Origin of the sequence: Curtobacterium sp. MCBD17_023 (assembly GCF_003224415.1) — a bacterium.
GTDB lineage: Bacteria > Actinomycetota > Actinomycetes > Actinomycetales > Microbacteriaceae > Curtobacterium.
The window spans coordinates 392,585-408,697 of record NZ_QKLJ01000001.1 but is presented as its reverse complement, the minus strand read 5'-3'; the positions used below and the strand labels follow the sequence as shown (position 1 = coordinate 408,697).

Genomic DNA, 16,113 nt, shown 5'->3' with positions numbered 1-16,113 from the left:
GGTGTGGTTCGCCGGCCCCCTTCGCCGAGCGGGTGTCCGGGACGATCGTCCACTGCGGCTCGCGAAGGCTCGCCGCGTGTGGATCACCGCCGTCGGAGCACCGCTACGACGATACCCCCGACCACTGCCACTCCCGCTGCGAGCCCGGCCAGGTACGGCACCGGGTTCGCGTCGACGCCACGCTTGACCTTCGACGCGGCGATGCCGAGCTGCTTCGGCACGTTCAGCTTGTCTTCGATCGCGTCGAGGGTGTCGAAGAGCTGGGCACGGGTCGCAGCGACGCGGTCGGCGATCTTCGACTGGTCGTCGTGCTGGGGGTCGGTCACTGGTCCTCCGAGGGAGTCGTGGGGATGACGGGCGTCAGAACCGGCCGTCGACGTCCGGCTTCCGTGACGCACGGAGCGTCTCGGGGGTGGGCTTCCGGCCGAGGCCCTTCACCGCGTTGACGTCGTTCTTGACGCTCGCGATGGTGCGCTTCGGCGTGACCGGCAGGCCCTTCTTGAGCCGCTTCCACCCGATGAGCCCGAGGATCGCCGCGACGATCAGCATGAGGACGGCGAGCAGCAGCGCGGCGAGCCACGCGGGCATCACCGTGGCGAGGCCCATCACCGCTGCGGTGAGGAGCACGCCGATCGCGTACAGCACGATCACCAGCGCGGCGACGAGGATGCCCGCGGCAACCGCGAAGACCTTCGCCTTGCCGATCATCTCGGCCTTGAGGAGGGCGATCTCCCCCTTGACCAGGTCCTTGACGAGGTCGGGGACGTCCTTCACGAGGCCGAACAGCGACCGCGACTTCCGGTCGCGTGTGTCGGTCATGAGATCTGCGAGCCCTTGCCGGACGACGCCTTCGAGCTCACCTTGCGGACGACCTTCTTGGTCTGCTCACCGATGAAGTCGGCGACGTCGGGGGTGCGGTCGGACACGAAGTCCTCGACCTGGTTCACGCTCTTCTGGACGCCGTTGCTGTTCCAGATCTTGCCGCTGACGGTCTTGATCTGCTCGTACCGCGCCCGTCCGGCTCGCGATCCCAGGACGTACCCGAGTGCTGCGCCGGCGACGAACAGGAGCTTTCCTCGCATGAGCGATTCCTCCGTTGGGTCAGTGTGCTGTGAAGGCACCGTGCGTGGTCATGCACCGATCGGCATGTGTCCGACGGTTCCCCCAACAGTAGCCCTCGGAGGGTCCGCGGTCCGCTCAGGAATCCAGGATGCGCTCAGCAGCCGCCTGGGCAGCGGTGACGATGCCGGACAGGCCCCGTCCGGAGGACGCCTCACCGATCCCGACCACGCCCTCCGCCAGCCCGGCGGCCTCGGCGTCCGGTCCGTGCCAGCGGACGCGGGCCGCGCCGACCACGTGCTCCGGACCGACGGGCAGGCCGAGCAGCGCGGTCGCGTCCGTCGTCGCCCGTGCGCTCACCGCACCGGCGGGGTCGACCGGGAGGCTCGTGGCCACCTCGTCCGCGTCCGTCGCGCCGGCAGCGCCGGTCGCCTGGTCCGCGCCTGCCGGGGGCAGGGCGTAGCTGAGCCGCAGCACGTGCCTCCCGGCCGCCCGCTCCGCCAGCCAGGGCCACTTGACCGTCGCGTGCGTGAGCGCCTTCGCGGCGACGCCGGTCGCTGCCGGGTGCACGAGCATGCCGGTGCCGCGCGGAGCCGTGTCCAACTCGGGCCGGTCCACGACCAGGGTGACGAGCTCGATGCCGGACCGACGCGGAGCCGCCGTCCGGGCCGGGTCGGCGACCGTCGCGAGGACGTGGTCCGCCGCCAGCCGCTCGGTCGTGCCGTCCGCCGACACGGTCTCGACGGCCGCTCGTCCGACGGAGGTGGCCCGCGTGTGCAGCCGCACGTCGACGCGGTACGTGTCGAGGTCGGCGACGAGCTCGTCGACGAGCCGCGCGATGCCGCCTCGGAGCCCCTGCACGGCGGACCCGGCGACGGCACGTTTCCGGAGGGCGAGCACCGCACGGGCCAACGACCCCTCGCGCTGCAGGGCGGCACGGAGCCCGGGCGCCACGCGGTCCGGGTCGAGGTCGTCGGGGTGCGTCGAGTGCACGCCGGCCACGACCGGGACGACCAGGTCGTCGAGGACCTTCGCGCCCATCCGGCTCCGGACCATCGCGCCGAGCGACGTCGCCCGTGCGCCCACCGGCGAGGGCAGCAGCGCGTCCATCTGTGCGCGGAGGGCGCCGGCACCACCGACGACCGCGATGACGTCCGCGGCCATCGGGGTGCCCGGGATCCCGAGCAGGCCGGTCGACGGGATCGGCGCGGTCCGCCCGTCGCGGGTCATCAGCCACGCACCCCTCGGGTCCGGGGAGACGATGTCGTTGCCGAGACCGAGTTCGACCGCGAGCGAGGACACGGCATCCGTCCGGGTCGCGAACGAGTCCGCCGCCATGTCCAGGTCGAGGCCCGCGACCGTGTGCCGTCGGATCATCCCGCCGAGCACGCCCGAGGCCTCGAGCAGCACCACGTGGGCGCCGCCCTTCGCCAGGTCACGCGCGGCGACGAGCCCGGCGACCCCGCCGCCGACCACGACGACGTCGGTCACGACTCGACCCGGTCGGTCCCGTCGGTCCCGACGTCGGTGCCGTCGCCCAGTGCGTGCACGAGCTCGACGACGCGGGTCAGCACGGTCGGGTCGGTCTCGGGCGGGACGCCGTGGCCAAGGTTCACGACGTGCGCACGGGCCACGCCACCGCGGCGGACGACGTCGCGGACGTGCGCCTCGAGGACCGGCCACGGGGCCGAGAGCATCGCCGGGTCGATGTTGCCCTGCACGGTCACGTCGCCGCCGACGCGCTGCACGGCCTCGTCGAGGGGCAGCCGCCAGTCCACGCCGACCGCGTCCACGGCACCGACGGAGCCGCCGACGGTCGCCATGTCGGCCAGGACCTCGCCGCTGCCGACGCCGAAGTGGATGCGCGGGACGCCGAGGTCGGTCACGTGGGACAGCGCCCGCGCCGAGTGCGGAGCGACCCGGGAGACGTAGTCCGCGCGGGACAGCGACCCGACCCACGAGTCGAAGAGCTGCGCGGCCGAGGCACCGGCGAGCACCTGGGCACGGAGGAACGCCCCCGACACGTCGGCGGCCCAGTCGAGCAGCCGTGCCCAGGTCTCCGGCTCGGCGTGCATCATCGTGCGGGCCCGGATGTGGTCCTTCGACGGGCCGCCCTCGACCAGGTACGCGGCCAGTGTGAAGGGCGCGCCCGCGAAGCCGATGAGCGGCGTGCTGCCGAGCTCGGCGACCGTCCGGGCGACCGCCTCGGTGATCGGGGCCAGGGCCTCCGCCTCGAGCGGACGCAGGGCGTCCACGTCCGCCGCCGTCCGGACGGGTGACCCGAGGACCGGACCACGACCGGGGACGATCTCGACGTCCACGCCCGCGAGCTTGATCGGCACGACGATGTCGCTGAAGAAGATGCCGGCGTCGACTCCGTGCCGACGGACCGGCTGCAGGGTGATCTCGGACGCGAGGGCCGGGTCGAGGCACGCGTCGAGCATCGCCGTCCCGACGCGGAGCTCCCGGTACTCCGGCAACGACCGGCCGGCCTGCCGCATGAACCACACCGGCAGCGTCTCCGGCCGGTCCCCACGGAGGGCACGGACGAGCCGCGAGCCCGTGGTGCGGCCGTCGGCGAGCGGATGGGTGGTCGGGAGCGCGTCGGTCACCGGATGATTCTCGCACCGCGAACAGGACGGCTCCCCGACCCGGTGCTCGGGGCACCGGGGTTACCATTGAACACGTGCTCATCTGTCTCACGGCGTCGCATCGCAACGCCAGCTTCGACCTCCTGGAGCGTCTGAGCATCGGAGCACCCGCGGCCGCCAGCCACCTCGTCACGGACTCGGACGTCCTCGACGGCGCCGTGGTCCTCGCCACGTGCAACCGGTTCGAGGCCTACCTCGACATCGCGGGCGACGACGGCGCAGCCGTCCGCGCCACCGTCGAGGCCGTCTCGGCAGCGAGCGAGCTGCAGGCCGACGAGGTCCTCGACGCCGTGCAGGTGCTCGGCGGCGGAGACGTCGTGCAGCACCTCTTCGCCGTGTCGAGCGGGCTCGAGTCCGTCGTCGTCGGCGAGACCGAGATCTCCGGACAGGTCCGCCGGGCCCTCGAGGACGCGCGCCGGAACGGCACCACCACCTCGGACCTCGAACGGCTCTTCCAGGAGGCCGCGCACACCTCCCGCGGCGTCAAGACCCGCACCCGGATCGGCGCCGCCGGCCGGTCGCTCGTCCGCCTCGGGCTCGAGCTCGCGTCCTCGCGGATCACCGACTGGGCCGCGACGCGCGTGCTCCTGGTCGGGACCGGCAGCTACGCCGCCACCACCATCGCCGCCCTCCGTGACCGCGGGGCCCAGCACATCCAGGTCTTCTCGCCGTCCGGCCGCGCGCCGTGGTTCGCCGCCAAGCACGACCTCGTCGCCGCCACCGACCTGCGCAGCGCGATCGGCACGAGCGACGTCGTCATCACCTGCACGTCGAGCGAGGTCCCGGTCGTGGAGGCGTGCGACCTCGACGACGGGGCCCGCCGCATCGTGATCGACCTCGGCCTCCCCCGCAACGTGCACCCGGACGCCGCCGACGTCGAGGGCGTCGAACTGCTCGACCTCGAGACGATCAGCATCCACGCCCCGATCGCCGAGCTGAACGCCGAGACCGAAGCACGCGCGATCGTCGACGACGCCGTGTCCCGTTTCCGCGCCCAGGCCCTCGAGCAGTCGACCACCCCCGCCCTCGTCGCCCTCCGCAAGCACGTGTTCGACATCCTGGACGACGAGATCGACCGCGTGAAGCGGCGCGGCGACACCACCCCCGAGTCCGCCGAGCAGACCGAGCGAGCACTCCGGCACCTGGTCGGCGTGCTCCTGCACCGCCCCTCGGTCCGGGCCCGCGAACTCGGCCGTGCCGGTCGGGGCGACGACTTCACCGGCGCGCTCGACGCACTCTTCGGGGTGCGCCCCGAGCCCGTCGCGGACGTGCCGTCCGCCGTCGTGCCCCTCGCCGACCGGGCCGCGCGTGTGCGCGACGACGAGGCGGACGCGAGCTGACCGGGTCGGACGATCCGGGCCTCCCGGCCGCCGCCCCGCTGCTGCGGGTCAGCGCCCTCCTGCTCGTCCGCGACCGTCGCGTGCTCATGGTGCGCGCCCGCGGGCGCGACGTCCTCTACCTGCCCGGCGGCAAGGTCGAGCCCGGCGAGAGCAGCGTGGACGCCGCGGTCCGCGAGGCGTTCGAGGAGACCGGGCTGCGGCTCACGCCCGCCGACGTCGACGAGTTCGCGACCGTGACCGAGCCGGCGCACGGGCAGGCACCGGGGACGATCGTCGCGATGACGCTGTTCCTGGCCCGGCCGGGAGGCGCGCTCGACACCGCCACGCCCCTCGCCTCCGCAGAGGTCGACGAGGTGGAGTGGGTCACCTCCGAGGACGCCGGGCGGTGCCCGCCCGCCGGGGTCGAGACGCTGCGCCTGCTCACGCAGGCCGACCTCGTCGACTGAGGTCGGCCCGCCTCGCCGCTACTGGTCGCGGTCGGTGTACTCGCCGGCCGTCTCCGGGCCGCCGGGCTCGACGTCGCCGGGGATGTCCGACTCGACGTACTCGCCGCGCTCACCCTCGGACTCCGGACGCCGTTCGCCGGGGATGTCGCTCGACACGAACTCACCGACCGGTTCGTCATCGGCGACGCGGTGCTCGCCGGGGATCTCGCTGTCCACGAACTCGCCGGCGCGCTCGTCCACGCCGTCCGCGCGGTCCTCGTCGCCGCGTGCTGCCTCGTGCTTGCCTGCTGCCATGGGTCTGTCCTTCCGTCCGGCACGTCGTCGTCGACGTGCACGCTGCCGATCCTGCCCGATGTCGCTGTGCGGCGGTGTGCTCCTGGGAGGACGTGCGCCACGGGAGCCCTGCCGTCTTCGGGCTCGTGCACCTCGTGCCCACGCCGCTCGAACCCGACTCCATGCCCGAACGGGTGCGCTTCGCCGTGGTGAGCATCCCCGTCGTGTGCGGCATCGTCGGGGAGTGGCACGGCCTGACGCGCGAGGCCGACGGCCGCGTCACGCGGGTGATGGCCGGGGCGAAGATGCGTGAGGCCCACGACCGGCAGCGGGGCGGGAGCACGGCCTGAGTGCGGCCGGTCCGGGTCAGCGCTGGGAGCGGCCGGTCCGGTCAGCGCTCGGCGCGGCCGGTTCCGGGTCAGCGCTCGGCGCGGCCGGTTCGGGGTCAGCGCTCGGCGGGGGCGTGCACGACCTCGAGCACCTCGGTCCCCATGGTGCGCAGGGCGTCGACGACCGCGAGGCGGCGCTGCAGCGAGTCGTCCTCGAACCGGATCGTGACCGCGTAGCAGACCGACGACGCCGGCCCACGGAGGACCCCGGCCTCCGCGCGGACGCCGGGTCCGGAACCGGTGACGGCGACGGACTGCAGGCCGTGGTCGAGGGCCCGGTGCGCGAGCGGGTCGAGCCCGAAGGACCCCGCGACGAGCGACAGGTCGGCGGCGAGCGACAACCAGCCGAGCACCCGGTTCGACACCGCCTCGTCGACGACCTCACCGAGCGCGAGGCCCCGGAACAGCCAGCTCAGTTCACCCGCGGCGGCGACGGACACGTCGGGGGCGTCGTCGGGGCCGCGCCGGTCGCGCACCCGGTCGATCAGGGCCGTCCGTTCGATGCCGAGCGACTCCGCGCGGGACCGCACGGCGTCCATCCCGACCGTGGTGAGCAGCGCGTTCGTCGCCCAGGCGTCGGCGGTGGCGCCGACCAGGGTCGCCAGGTCCGACACCTGCATGGTCGGTTCCTGCAGGAACTGCCACAGGCCCGCGCCGGTCGCGGTGTCGCGGGCCATCCGCTGGAGGCGGTCACCGTGCAGGCGACCGTCCTCGAGTTGCGCGGCGACCTCGATGAGGAGCAGCACCCGTCCGAGGCTCGCCACCGGTTGCACGAGGCGGTCGTCGATCGCGAGCAGCGCCCGACCGGTGGACGTGTCGATGATCGACGCGCTCACCCCGGCGCCGTCGACGGCGATCGCGCCGAGCGCTTCGGTCGTCGCCGTGAAGCGCTCGTCCGCACCTCCCCGGTGCTTGCCGCGGCTGCGACCGCCACCACCGGCGCGGCCACCGCCGGACCGAGCGGCACCCCCGCTCCCTGCGGTGGTGCCGTCGTCGGAGGGGCGTCCCGGGCGGCGCCGGCGCGACGAGTTCGGCGCGTCCGGCTCCACCATCACCAGATGGCGACGCGCTCGGCCGGAGCCAGGTACATCGCGTCACTGTCGGAGACGGCGAAGGTGTCGTAGAACACGTCGATGTTGCGCACGATCTGGTTGCAGCGGAACTCGTTCGGCGAATGCGGGTCGATGCTGAGCAGGCGTGCGGCCTCCTCGGTGCGGATCGCCATGCGCCAGGCCTGCGCCCAGCTCAGGAAGAACCGCTCGGCACCCGTCAGGCCGTCGATCACGGGGGGCTCGGCACCGTCCAGCGAGATCAGGTACGCCTTCCACGCGATCGAGAGGCCGCCGAGGTCGCCGATGTTCTCACCGATGGTGAGGGCGCCGTTGACGTGGCCGTCCGGCACCTCGGTCGGGACGAGGGCGTCGTACTGCGCGATGAGGGCCTTCGTGCGCTCCTCGAACGCCTGGCGGTCGGCCTCGGTCCACCAGTTCTGCAGGCGGCCGTCGCCGTCGTACTGCGAACCCTGGTCGTCGAAGCCGTGGCCGATCTCGTGCCCGATGACGGCGCCGATCGCTCCGTAGTTCGCGGCGGCGTCGCGAGTCGCCTCGAAGAACGGGAACTGCAGGATCGCCGCGGGGAACACGATCTCGTTGAAGCCCGGGTTGTAGTAGGCGTTGATCGTCTGCGGGGTCATGAACCACTCGTCGCGGTCGATCGGCTTCCCGATCTTGCCGAGCTCGCGGTCGACCTGGAACGACGCGATCGCGCGGACGTTGGCGAGCAGGTCGTCCGCCCGGATGGGCAGGGCGCTGTAGTCGCGCCACTTCACGGGGTAGCCGATCTTCGGCGTGAACTTCTCGAGCTTGTCCAGCGCGCGGGCACGGGTCTCGTCGGTCATCCACTCGAGCCCGGTGATGCTCTGCCGGTAGGCCTCGACCAGGTTCGCGACGAGGTCGTCCATCGTCGCCTTGGAGGTCTCGTCGAAGTGCTCCTCGACGTAGATCCGTCCGACGGCTTCACCCATCGCGCCCTCGACCAGGGAGACTCCGCGCTTCCAGCGGTCACGCTGCTTCGGCGCACCCGTCAGGGCTGTGCCGTAGAACGAGAAGCTGGTCGCGGAGAACGCGCTGGTCAGGTACGGGGCGGAGGCCCGGATCACCTGCCAGCAGAGCCAGTCCTTCCAGACGGGCAGCGGCTGCTCGCGGAAGAGCTGTGCGAGGCCGGTGATGAACGAGGGCTGCCGGACCACGACCGTGTCGAACGCACCCGCCGGTGCGGCGATGGCGTCCCACCAGATGCGGAGGTCGACGCCCTCGGCGAGCGCCGAGACCTCGTCCCACGGCATCTTGTTGTAGGTCTTCTGGCTGTCGCGGGTGGCGACGTTGTCCCAGTGTGCCGACGCGATGGCCGTCTCGAGGGCGATCACGTGCTCGGTGCGGTCGCCGCTCTCGTCGTAGCCGGCCAGGGGGAACATCGACCCGACGAACTCGCGGTACTTCTCACGGATGTCGGCGAACCGGTCCTCGCGGTAGTACGACTCGTCGGGCAGACCGAGGCCGGACTGCTCGAGGAAGACGATGTAGGCGTCCGGGTCGCCCGGGTCGTTGTCGACGAAGAGCTGGATGAAGCTCGGCAGCCCGAGCCGCTCGAAGCGACCGACCATGCGGAGCACGTCGTTCTTGTCCTCGATCGCGGCGATGTCGGCCAGGAGCGGCTCGATCGGCCCGGAGCCCGCGGACTCGAGGGCGACCTCGTCCGTGAAGGACGTGAACAGGTCGCCCACCTTCCGCTGCTCGGTGCCCGGCTCAGCCGTCTGCGCGCGCTCGATGATCGTCCGGACGGCGGCCTCGGCCTCTTCCGCCAGGACGGTGAAGGACCCGTAGCGGGCCTTGTCGTCCGGGATCGGGGTGTCGGCGATCCACCTGCCGTTGACGTGCCGGTAGAGGTCGTCCTGCGGTCGCACCGACTCGTCGAGTTCGTCGGTGCGGATTCCGGTGGTGCCTGCGACGTCGGTCATGGGCTCCACGATAGCCACCGGTCCCTCCTCCGCCACCCGGTGCTCGCTCACCGACCTGTCCACGTCGTCAGCCCCTCACCGACGGGGAGTCGCACGCCGGCGCACGACCCGGGCGAGCGGGAGGGTGCCGGCTCCGAGCACGAGCAGGACGAGGGACGCGACGGCCGGGCGCACGACGTCCGCACCGGTGTAGGCGAGTCGTCCGGCAGCGGCAGCACGCGCGCCCGCGGTCCGGAGGCGGGCCGCGGCCGGATGACGGGCCTCCTCCCCGCTGGTGACGCCGCCTCCCGTCGGAGTGCCACCGTCGCTCCCGGCGCTCCCGGTGCCCGGACCGGGGCGTCCCGGTGCGCCGGGGAGCACGAGCCGGAGGGCGCCCTGCTCGACGTCCTGCACGCGCTGCTGTGCGACGACGGCAGCGGCGGGCAGGGCGTCGCGCGGGACGACGAGTTCCCAGGACCGACCGATCGTGGTGCGGAGCGGTTCGCCGTCCGCGGCGGTGAGGGTCTTCCCGGCCTCGTCCTCGAGCGTCACCGTGCCGCCGACCTCTCCCGTGCCGCTGAACCGGAGGCGGCCGTCGTCGAGTCGCTCGACCGCGCCGGTGAGCACGGACGGGATCGTGACGTGCGCGTCCGTCCGACCGATCTCGTCCCCTCCGTCGGAGGCGATGACCGAGACCACGTGCAGACGGACGTCGTCGGGGATCGGGAGCTCCGCCCGCCACGACGTGTCGTCCCCGACGTCGACGACCACGGGCTCGCCGTCCGCTCCCGTGACCGGACCCCGGCGGTCCGCGAAGGTCAGCGTGCTGCCGGCGGGAGCACGTCCGTCCAGGACGAGGTGCTCCGTCTGCCGGGAAGCCGTCGCGTGCTCGACGGTCGGGGTGCCCGAGAGCTCGTAGACGTCGTCGACCCCGCCGTTCAGGGTGCCGTCGAAGTACTGGCCGACCTCCACGTGGTGGCGACCGAAGGCGAGACCACGCAGCACGACGTGCCAGGTGCCGTCGTCGGCGACGTCGGTCTCGGCGCGCTCCGTCCCGCGGTCCCGGACGACGAGGTGCGCTCCGGGATGGCCCGAGCCGTCGAGCGTGATGGTCCGTCCGATGCCGTCGACGGTCGCGGTCATGTCCGGGGGCAGCAGCACGAGCATCCGGACCGGGATGTCGATCGACTGCCCGGACACCTGGGACGTGGCTCGGATGACGTGGTCGCCCGGATGCACCCGGACCCGCGCCGTCCAGCGACCGTCCGCGTCCCCTTCGGTCCAGACGGGCTCGACGACGTCCCCGGCGACCTGGACGCTCTCGCCTGTGGGAACGGTGCCGGTGACGGTGACGACGCCGGTGCCGTGTGCGATCGACCGCACCCCGGCGGTGAAGTCGACGGGGGCAGGCGGGTCGGACGCCGGCGACCGCGAGGTCTCCGTCGCGTGCCGGTCGACACCCGCGGCCAGGGCGGGGTCGGCGACGAGCACGGGCGCGGCCGTCATTGCGCCGACCGCGAGTGCGGCGAGGACGGGGACAAGGACGTGGCTGGTGGTTCGCATGGTGCTCCTCGTGGTGTCCCACACACCATATCCAGCATTCCGGCCGTCCGTCACGGTTCTCCACAGGGCGGGTTGCGGACCCACGGACGCCCGTGCGCCCGCTACGGTCATCGCATGGGACTCCCTTGGAAGCTGCACGGCGACGGCCGCACCGTGTCCGCCTCGGCGATCGTGGCGCCGGACGAACGACTCACCTGGGGCCGGACGGTCGGCCTCGGCGTGCAACACGTGGTCGCCATGTTCGGCGCCACCTTCCTCGTGCCGCTCATCACCGGCTTCCCCCCGTCGACGACCCTGCTGTTCAGCGGCATCGGCACGATCCTGTTCCTCCTCATCACCGGCAACCGGCTCCCGAGCTACCTCGGCTCGTCGTTCGCGTTCCTCGCGCCGATCGGGGCCGCGACGAAGATCGGCGGCATCCCGCTCGCACTGTCCGGGATCATCGTCGTCGGGGCGCTGCTCGCGGTGGTCGGACTGATCGTGCACCTGGCCGGCGCCGGCTGGATCGACCGTCTCATGCCGCCGGTGGTCTCCGGCGCCATCGTCGCGCTGATCGGGTTCAACCTCGCGCCGGCCGCCCGCGACAACTTCGTGGAGGCGCCCGTGATCGCCGCGGTCACGCTCGCCGCGATCGTCCTCTGCACCGTGCTGTTCAAGGGGCTCGTCGGTCGCCTGTCGATCGTCGTCGGTGTCGTCGTGGGCTACCTCGTCGCACTCGTCGCCGGCGAGGTGGACCTCGGCGCCGTGCAGGACGCCGCCTGGGTCGGACTGCCGACCTTCACGGCTCCGGCCTTCGACCTGTCCCAGACCGCCGTCTACCTCGGCTTCCTGCCCGTCGTGCTCGCCCTGGTCGCCGAGAACGTCGGCCACGTGAAGGGCGTCGGGCAACTGACCGGACGTGACCTGACCCCGCTGACCGGGCGCGCGTTGCTCGCCGACGGGGTCTCGACCGTGCTCGCCGGCGTCGGCGGCGGTTCGGCCACGACGACCTACGGCGAGAACATCGGGGTCATGGCGGCGACGCGGGTGTTCTCCACCGCGGCGTACTGGGTCGCGGCGATCGCGGCGGTGCTGCTCGGGCTGTCGCCGAAGATCGGTGCAGTCATCTCGACGGTGCCGGCCGGCGTGCTCGGTGGCGCCACCACCGCGCTGTACGGACTCATCGGCGTGATCGGCATCCGCATCTGGGTCGAGAACCGGGTCGACTTCGCCAAGCCGAAGAACCAGCTCACCGCTGGCATCGCGCTCATCATGGGCATCGCGGACTTCACGTTCTCGTTCGGCGGCGCGACCTTCGGCGGGATCATCATCGGCACCATCGCCGCGATCGTCGTCTACCACCTCATGGACCTGGTGGGCCGGGCCCGGGGCACCGATCCGGTGACCCCGGACGCGACCGAGGCCGAGCGGGCCGCGACGGGTGGCACCTCCGTCGAGCCGCGGATCGACGGACACCGGAAGGGCTGACCGGCCGTCCCGGTCGTCGGCCCGACAGACGACCGTGCGTACCGTCGGTGTGGTCGTCTTCGACTTCGACGGAGTGATCACCAGCCGCGACACGATGGCCTACGTGTGTCGGCTCCGCCTGCTGAGTGACCCGCGCCGGCTCGTCGCGGCCGTGCCGTCACTCGTGCGTCGCGTGGTCGCCCGAGATTCGCGCGCCCGTCAGCGAGCGGACGCAGCGCTCGTCGAGGCTGCTCTCGTCGGCCTCGACCGCCGGACGTACGACGAACTGGTCCGACGGGTGGTGTCGCGGTTCATCGCCTCTCACTGGCTCCGGGCTGCGTTCGTCACCGAGCTCCGGACGGAAGCGGCTTCGGGCAGGGCAGTCGTCACGACGGCGAGCGAGGCAGGGCTCGTGCGCGCACTCGTCGAGGCGATGGGGATCGACGACGTCCGTGTGCTCGGGTCGGAACTCGAGTCGACCCCGGAGGGTCTGCGATTCGGGCTCCACAACGTCGGCGCACAGAAGCACGCGACGCTCCGGGCGGCGGGCATCCCGCTCGCTGGAGCACGGTTCTTCACGGACTCGGTGCATGATCTGCCCGTCGCCGAGGCGTGCGCCGAGACCGTCTTCGTGGGTGCTGATCCCGCCACGTTCGAACGCTTGCCTCGTGCCACATGGTGGCGGGAACCGTCGCAGTAGGCAGCTGGCTGTCCGAGCGCCGCAGTGCACCAGGCAGCGCACCGTTCCCGCGAGGTGCGGTGAGATTCCGCGTCCGCTACCCGGCGTCGAGGCTCAGGACGAGGCGCGCCACGGCGTCGCGCCACTCGCTCGGACCTGCCTCATCCGGAGTTCCGCGAGCTCTCCGTCGCCACTCGCCGCGACTGCCACAAAAGGCCACGCGTCGAGTACCGGGTGCTCGGAGTGCGGCCCCAGCGGTTCCGGTACGATCTGCGCCATCCGGTCCATCCGAGCCGGCCCGGTAGCGCGGTGGACGTTCCGCATGGTCGAGGGGAAGAACGTCGCGATGCGTCAGGAACCGAACCCGTCCCCGATGCCGGAAGTGCGTCCGCGTGAACGCGTCGGCTGGATCACCGCCGTCGGTCTGACCATCGCGATGTCGGCAGGAGCCCTGGTCGGGATCGGTGCGACCGCGGGACCGGCGGAGGGCGCGACGCCCGACGCCCCTGCTGTGCAGGCAGTCGCCATCGAGTCGAACGCCTCGGCAGCGACGGTCACCAAGGTCACCGCGACCAACACCGTCACCTCCACCGGCACGGCCGTGCGGACCACCCTGACGGTCAAGAACACCAGCTCGGTGCGGAAGCCGGCTGCCCACGCCTGGCTCTACCTGTCCGTCGGCAGCAAGAAGTACACGCTCGGCCACGTGACCGTGAAGCCGCTCGCCGCGGGCGCGAGCACCACGGTCCGCGCGATCCACAGGTCACCCCTCCGCGCGGAAGCCGGCAAGTACAGGGTCCTCGGCTGCACCGGGGTCTACTCCGTACAGCGATGCCGCACGTCTGCCACGACCGTCACGAGCAGACCCGCGTCCCGCGCACGTCCCGAACCGGGTGTGATGCTCGACGTCGCTCGCGCCTACTACCCGGTGGCGCTGATCAAGCGGTACGTCGACCTGCTGGCCGACAATGGCGGCCGTTTCCTGCACCTGCACCTCACCGACGACCAGAACGTCGGGATCGAGAGCGACGTCCTCGGCCAGACCCCCGCGAACGCCGATCTCCACGACGGCGTCTACACGAGCCGCGTGACCGGCCGTCCGTTCCTGAGCGCCGCACAGGCGCGGAAGATCGCCGCGTACTCCGCCCAGCGAGGCATCGCGATCGTGCCCGAGGTCGACACTCCCGGCCACATGGCAGCCGCGTTCGCCCTCCTCGAGGCGCGACACGGCAAGGAGTGGGTCGATCGCATCCGTTCGGGTGAGAGTGAGCTCGACACGTCGGCACCCGGGAGCCTCGCGCTGGCAACCGAGCTCGTAGCGGAGGTGACGCGGACCTTCCCCTCCAGCCGCACCGTCCACATCGGCGGTGATGAATGGGGAGGTGGCGTCACCGCAGACGAACGGGTCGGGTGGCTGAACGCGATGGCGGCCGCTCTCGGCGACCGTGAGGTCTGGGCCTGGAACGACGGCATCGACCGGGCTGCGGTGAACCGACTGGATCCGCGCATCCACGTGACGTACTGGAGCTTCGACGGCGACACGGAGGACGCTGCGGAGCGCCGCGAACGCCGACAGCGACGAGCGGGTGCGAACGACCTGTACGCGGCAGGGGTCGAGTTGCTCAACTACAACTCGTACTACCTCTACGAGGTGCCGAGCGACCTCGACGAGGCCGACAGCGAGTACATGGCCACCGATCTCCGCGAGAACTGGTCACTGCGGACGTGGGACGGCGAATCGGGTGCGCTCCTCGCTGCTCCGATGGCGGGCGCGGCGGTCGCGATCTGGGGAGAGGACCTCGAGGACTCGCCCTCCAATGACCTCCTGCGATGGAGTACGCCGCACGTGCTCGCCATGATCGACAAGGCGACCTCGTGATCGCCACCAGCCGCCACCATCGGTAGGAGGACCCGTCACCGAGCGACCCCTCGACGACTCGTGCAGGGAGCCGGTGGACGGGTCGTTCTCGCCGACGAGGCTCCGCCGGTCGCGTGCGGGTCCGGACCGGAGGGACTGACGAAGAAGCGAGCACGCCAGATGCTCGCGGCCGTCGGTCCGACCCGAACAGGGGCCTGCAGCGGCGACGGCGCATTCACTAGCCTCGCCGCGTGAGTCGCCCGGCGCTGAGAACCTCCGTCCACGTCGTGCGTGCGATGATGCCGGCCTACCGGTGGCAGTACGAGACGTTGCGGTGGGTCGGACTCGGGCTCGTCGTGGTCGGTGTCGTCCTGTCCGTGCCCGGGACGGGGATCGTCGGCGTGCTCGCCGTGGTCCCGGTCCTGGGCGGTGGCGCGCTGTTCACCGTGTCGTCGGTCCGGTGGTGGAACCTCGCCGTCGACACCGCACGGGCGATCCGCGCCCAGGACGACCTCCGGACCCGGCCGCTGGTCGGCCACCCGACGGTCTCCGTCGCCGCCGTGAGCAGCGCGCGGCGGATCGCGCTGGTGCTCAGCGCGACCCTCTCGGTCCTGGCGCTCGTGGTGGGGATCGGTGCTCAGGGCCTCCCGGCGCCCGTCCCCGCACAGTCCACGGCAGCACGCCCCGCCGTCGTGGACGAGCCCACACCGTCACCGACACCGACACCGACCGTCGCCGCGACCCGCGGCGCCCGCGGCTTCCCCGTCCCGCCGTTCGCCGTCGAGGGCGGTGCCGTGCGCATCGGGCAGGTCGAGGACGAGGACGCCTGGTGGGCACTCTGCGGAGCGGCCATGGGCGACTCCGACTGTCTGGCGTGGGGCGTCGTCGCTGCCGTCGAGTGCGACCTCGAAGTGACGATCAGCTTCGCCGACACCGAGACCGGGCCGATCGCTCGCACCGAAGAGCGATCGGTGCGTGTCCGACCGGGGACACCGGCGTTCATCGCCTCGGTCGGTGCGGAGTCGTGGAGCAGCATCGACGCCGCCGGGTGCCGACCGCGACCGGAGATCGACGACCACGTCGCGACCTGGTTCCCCACCCTGGACCACGAGGCCCAGCCCGAAGGGTGCTGGGACCTCGGTTGCGTCGGCTTCGACGTCATCCCCGGCCGCGACTGCGCGCGAGCCGACGTGCAGTTCGCCGTGTACGACGGCTACGGCGCCACCGGGAACCCGCACGACCTCGTGATCCCCGTCGAGCTCCACGAGGACGTCCCCCTCACCGTCTGGGCGGGCGGCGTCGAGAGTTTCGAGGGCGACGCCGTCCTCACCCGGATCTCCTGCCCGGCTGAGCCGGACGCCCACCGCGCCGGTGTCACAGCGTCAGCAGCGACCGCGCGCTGACAGGTCCTCGA

At 72.2% G+C, this 16,113-nt stretch carries 16 protein-coding genes; 7 read left to right on the top strand and 9 right to left on the bottom strand.

What is annotated here, in order from left to right:
- Nucleotides 1-83: 83 nt before the first annotated feature.
- From DEI84_RS01985 to hemE, 5 genes are all read right to left on the bottom strand, one after another.
- Nucleotides 84-326, bottom strand: coding sequence for a DUF3618 domain-containing protein (locus DEI84_RS01985; protein WP_181419485.1), 243 nt, complete (start codon nt 324-326; stop codon nt 84-86).
- A gap of 34 nt (nt 327-360) precedes the next feature.
- A complete protein-coding gene (locus DEI84_RS01980) occupies nt 361-819 on the bottom strand; it encodes a phage holin family protein (protein WP_110889462.1) in 459 nt (152 codons plus the stop codon).
- Nucleotides 816-1,082 carry a hypothetical protein gene (locus DEI84_RS01975; RefSeq protein ID WP_110825717.1) on the bottom strand — a complete coding sequence of 89 codons (267 nt, stop codon included), beginning with the start codon at nt 1,080-1,082 and terminating at the stop codon, nt 816-818. Before DEI84_RS01975 ends, DEI84_RS01980 begins: the two co-directional genes overlap by 4 nt.
- 115 nt (nt 1,083-1,197) lie before the next feature.
- Entirely contained in the window at nt 1,198-2,550 is a 1,353-nt protein-coding gene (locus DEI84_RS01970; protein WP_220032854.1) for an NAD(P)/FAD-dependent oxidoreductase, read from the bottom strand.
- Entirely contained in the window at nt 2,547-3,671 is a 1,125-nt protein-coding gene (gene hemE / locus DEI84_RS01965) for a uroporphyrinogen decarboxylase (protein WP_110889461.1), read from the bottom strand. Before hemE ends, DEI84_RS01970 begins: the two co-directional genes overlap by 4 nt.
- A 74-nt stretch (nt 3,672-3,745) precedes the next feature.
- Here hemE and DEI84_RS01960 point away from each other — a divergent pair, with 74 nt between their 5' ends.
- Nucleotides 3,746-5,050 (top strand): glutamyl-tRNA reductase, encoded by a 1,305-nt coding sequence (locus DEI84_RS01960; protein ID WP_110889460.1) that lies wholly within the window; start codon nt 3,746-3,748, stop codon nt 5,048-5,050.
- Nucleotides 5,047-5,496 (top strand): NUDIX domain-containing protein, encoded by a 450-nt coding sequence (locus DEI84_RS01955; RefSeq protein ID WP_258371674.1) that lies wholly within the window; start codon nt 5,047-5,049, stop codon nt 5,494-5,496. The genes DEI84_RS01960 and DEI84_RS01955 overlap by 4 nt, the downstream gene beginning before the upstream one ends.
- 18 nt (nt 5,497-5,514) lie before the next feature.
- Here the strand turns inward: DEI84_RS01955 and DEI84_RS01950 are convergent, their stop codons facing one another.
- Nucleotides 5,515-5,790, bottom strand: coding sequence for a hypothetical protein (locus DEI84_RS01950; protein WP_110889459.1), 276 nt, complete (start codon nt 5,788-5,790; stop codon nt 5,515-5,517).
- A 92-nt stretch (nt 5,791-5,882) separates the two neighbouring features.
- On the opposite strand from DEI84_RS01950, the gene DEI84_RS01945 reads away from it, so the two are divergent.
- Nucleotides 5,883-6,119 carry a hypothetical protein gene (locus DEI84_RS01945; RefSeq protein ID WP_146236280.1) on the top strand — a complete coding sequence of 79 codons (237 nt, stop codon included), beginning with the start codon at nt 5,883-5,885 and terminating at the stop codon, nt 6,117-6,119.
- A gap of 95 nt (nt 6,120-6,214) precedes the next feature.
- Here DEI84_RS01945 and DEI84_RS01940 read toward each other — a convergent pair whose 3' ends face one another.
- From DEI84_RS01940 to DEI84_RS01930, 3 genes are all read right to left on the bottom strand, one after another.
- Nucleotides 6,215-7,210, bottom strand: coding sequence for a serine hydrolase (locus tag DEI84_RS01940; protein ID WP_110825723.1), 996 nt, complete (start codon nt 7,208-7,210; stop codon nt 6,215-6,217).
- Nucleotides 7,210-9,174, bottom strand: coding sequence for a M13 family metallopeptidase (locus tag DEI84_RS01935; RefSeq protein ID WP_110889457.1), 1,965 nt, complete (start codon nt 9,172-9,174; stop codon nt 7,210-7,212). The genes DEI84_RS01940 and DEI84_RS01935 overlap by 1 nt, the downstream gene beginning before the upstream one ends.
- A gap of 75 nt (nt 9,175-9,249) precedes the next feature.
- Complete coding sequence (locus DEI84_RS01930; RefSeq protein WP_146236279.1) at nt 9,250-10,716, bottom strand: hypothetical protein; 1,467 nt, start codon at nt 10,714-10,716, stop codon at nt 9,250-9,252.
- A gap of 114 nt (nt 10,717-10,830) precedes the next feature.
- Between DEI84_RS01930 and DEI84_RS01925 the strand changes: the two genes are divergently transcribed.
- The 4 genes from DEI84_RS01925 to DEI84_RS01910 all read left to right on the top strand — a co-directional run bounded on the left by DEI84_RS01925 (nt 10,831) and on the right by DEI84_RS01910 (nt 16,102).
- Nucleotides 10,831-12,183 carry a uracil-xanthine permease family protein gene (locus DEI84_RS01925; protein WP_110889455.1) on the top strand — a complete coding sequence of 451 codons (1,353 nt, stop codon included), beginning with the start codon at nt 10,831-10,833 and terminating at the stop codon, nt 12,181-12,183.
- A 49-nt stretch (nt 12,184-12,232) separates the two neighbouring features.
- Nucleotides 12,233-12,862, top strand: coding sequence for an HAD family hydrolase (locus DEI84_RS01920; protein WP_146236278.1), 630 nt, complete (start codon nt 12,233-12,235; stop codon nt 12,860-12,862).
- A gap of 301 nt (nt 12,863-13,163) precedes the next feature.
- Nucleotides 13,164-14,720 (top strand): family 20 glycosylhydrolase, encoded by a 1,557-nt coding sequence (locus DEI84_RS01915; RefSeq protein ID WP_181420303.1) that lies wholly within the window; start codon nt 13,164-13,166, stop codon nt 14,718-14,720.
- A gap of 230 nt (nt 14,721-14,950) precedes the next feature.
- Nucleotides 14,951-16,102, top strand: coding sequence for a hypothetical protein (locus DEI84_RS01910; RefSeq protein ID WP_146236277.1), 1,152 nt, complete (start codon nt 14,951-14,953; stop codon nt 16,100-16,102).
- The last annotated feature ends 11 nt before the right edge of the window (nt 16,103-16,113 follow it).

Bases quoted from the DNA above. Each gene is read 5' to 3' on its own strand.
- DEI84_RS01925 (WP_110889455.1), top strand. From the start codon at position 10,831: ATGGGACTCCCTTGGAAGCTGCACGGCGACGGCCGCACCGTGTCCGCC.
- DEI84_RS01930 (WP_146236279.1), bottom strand. From the start codon at position 10,716: ATGCGAACCACCAGCCACGTCCTTGTCCCCGTCCTCGCCGCACTCGCG.
- DEI84_RS01975 (WP_110825717.1), bottom strand. From the start codon at position 1,082: ATGCGAGGAAAGCTCCTGTTCGTCGCCGGCGCAGCACTCGGGTACGTC.
- DEI84_RS01940 (WP_110825723.1), bottom strand. From the start codon at position 7,210: ATGGTGGAGCCGGACGCGCCGAACTCGTCGCGCCGGCGCCGCCCGGGA.
- DEI84_RS01950 (WP_110889459.1), bottom strand. From the start codon at position 5,790: ATGGCAGCAGGCAAGCACGAGGCAGCACGCGGCGACGAGGACCGCGCG.
- DEI84_RS01980 (WP_110889462.1), bottom strand. From the start codon at position 819: ATGACCGACACACGCGACCGGAAGTCGCGGTCGCTGTTCGGCCTCGTG.
- DEI84_RS01935 (WP_110889457.1), bottom strand. From the start codon at position 9,174: ATGACCGACGTCGCAGGCACCACCGGAATCCGCACCGACGAACTCGAC.
- DEI84_RS01915 (WP_181420303.1), top strand. From the start codon at position 13,164: ATGGTCGAGGGGAAGAACGTCGCGATGCGTCAGGAACCGAACCCGTCC.